The sequence below is a fragment of the bacterium genome (assembly GCA_021372535.1).
Taxonomy (GTDB): domain Bacteria; phylum Latescibacterota; class Latescibacteria; order Latescibacterales; family Latescibacteraceae; genus JAFGMP01.
This window is the reverse complement of the sequence record JAJFUH010000156.1, coordinates 1-2,467: the sequence shown is the minus strand read 5'-3', so window position 1 is coordinate 2,467 and position 2,467 is coordinate 1. Positions and strand designations below refer to the sequence as shown.

General features: G+C 47.3%; 2 protein-coding genes. Both read right to left on the bottom strand.

The features are described from left to right. The coding region (locus LLG96_13905; protein MCE5251305.1) for a response regulator at positions 1–655 on the bottom strand (655 nt) is incomplete at its 3' end. Between the two features lies 1 nt (position 656). Beyond that, positions 657–2,467: PAS domain S-box protein (locus tag LLG96_13900; GenBank protein ID MCE5251304.1), on the bottom strand; the 1,811-nt coding region annotated here is incomplete at its 5' end.

The window sequence follows — 2,467 nt, the reverse complement described above, 5'->3', positions numbered from 1 at the left end:
TGGGTTTATTCAGTATATCGGTCGGTGAAGAAATCTTCCCGATATCGTGAAGGAGTCCGGCCATACGGATTCCTTCGATCTGCGTATCGGAAAGGCCCATTTCTTCCGCAATGGTACAGGCAAGCCTTGCTACTCTCTGCTGGTGGCCGGCGGTGTAGGGATCGCGTTTTTCCAGCGCAGCTCCAAGCGCATTGACCGTTTCGTCAAGAATTCTTCGAAATCGGTAAATACTTTTTTTAAGTTCTTTTTCAGCCTGGTTTCGCTCTCTGAGTACGGCCCGTTCGCGGAGCACCCGTTTTAATCTGACAAGTAATTCTTTTGTGGATATAGGTTTCTGAATAAAATCGCACGCGCCTTTCTCGATGATCTCTTCGTATTTCAATCCTTCCGCAAATCCTGTCATCACCATGACATCCGCATCGTGTTTTTCTCTTACCTTTTCCAATAGAATAATACCACTGGCGCCCGGCATGACAATATCCGTAATTACGACATCGATACTGTTTTCATCAAGAATCCGGAGAGCTTCTTTTACGTTTCCCGCGGTCGTACATGTATATCCCGCGTTTTTTATCGCCCTCTGCATGATATCCCGTATGGGCTCTTCATCATCGACAACAAGAATATGAATGCTTCCCGGCTTACTGAGATTCATTTCAGATGCCCTCGTTCCTTTCGTCCAGCACTCTCCGTACCGTTTCGGCCATCTCCGACTTGAGCAGCGGCTTTCCCATGTAGGCTCGTATACCGATGCTCAATGCTGTCTCTTCCGTGAGTTTCTCACTGTATCCGGTACAGACAATAATCGGAATGTCCTGCCTGATACGCATGAATTCTTCAGATAGTTCATCTCCTGTCATGAAGGGCATGGTCATGTCGGTAATAACGAGATCGAACCGGTACGGGTCTTTCTGGAAGAATTCCAGGGCATCGATGCTGCTCGTCATGACTGTGACTGTATAACCCAGCTGTTCCAGAATTCGCTTTCCCACATCGCCAATATCCTTTTCATCATCTATAAAAAGGATGTGCTCGTGTCCTTTTATAACAATCGCTGTCTTCTCTGCTTCATCAGCAGGTTCTTCCATGATTACCGGCAGATATACCTTGAAGGTAGTTCCTTTCCCCGGTTCGCTGTACACAGTGACTGCTCCGCCGCAATCTGTAACGATCCCATGTACCATGGCAAGTCCCAGCCCGGTACCTCCGCTCTTATCTCTTGTTGTAAAATAGGGTTCGAAGATTCTGGGCAGAATGTCCTGTGGTATGCCATGGCCTGTATCGCTTACCATTAATTTCAGATATCGCCCGGGTACCAATCCCGGATGCTGTATGCAGAAACCGGAATCAAGCTCTTTACTGGTCAGTATAACTTCGAGAATTCCACCCTTCTGGCTCATCGCCTGGCCTGCATTGGTGCACAGGTTCATGATCACCTGATGAATCTGGGTCGCATCAGCCCTCACGGTTCCCGGTTCGGGTTCGATGCTCTGGCGAATCTCAATGGTAGAGGGAAGAGAAGCCCGGAGCATTTTAAGGGTCTCTTTGATAATGGGGTCAATCAGTATCGGCCTTTTTTCCTGCTCGCGCTGACGGCTGAAGGTCAGGATCTGGTTGACAAGGTCACGGGCGCGATACCCTGCTTTGAATATCTTCGTGAGGTCGGAATGTAATTGCGATCCTTCGGGAACCTCATCCATCGACAGTTCCGTGTAACCGATGATCGCCGAGAGGATATTATTGAAATCATGGGCAATTCCCCCGGCAAGTGTCCCAATGGCTTCCATCTTCTGTGTCTCGCGTTGACGCTGTTCTGTCAACAATTCATTGGTGACATCACGCTTTACCGCCGCAAAATTCGTGATGGCGCCTGTTTTGTCTATTATCGGTGAAATTGAAGCTTCCTCGGTATATAACTGCCCGTCCTTCTTTTTATTTATAAAACGACCATTCCATTTATTTCCACTCAATAGAGTATCCCACATGTTTTTGTAAAAAATCTCTTCGTGTTTTCCACTTTTAAGCATACGGGGATTTTGACCGATTGCCTCTTCAATGCTGTATCCGGTAATTTTCTCGAAAGCGGGATTGACATATTGAATCGTTCCTTTCACGTCGGTTATCACAACACATTCGGAGGCCTGTTCGATGACGGTTTCGAGGCGAATCCGTTCTTCTTCAGCCTGCTTCCGCTCGGTGATGTCCCGGATGTTGCACTGGATTACCTTTTTTTGGCCCACGAGATAGACATTACTGACGAACTCGACGGACATTTCCCGCCCGTTGGCCGTTTTCAGCGGCAAGTCTTCATACCGGACGTATCCTTTTTCCTGCAATTCATGAAATTTAGCTTTGTTTATGCCAATATCCCTGAAAAACCCCAGTTCCCAGATATTCTTTCCGATGAATTCATTATGCGGGAACCCCAATTTATCAATCATGAACGGATTCACATCGATGATCATCC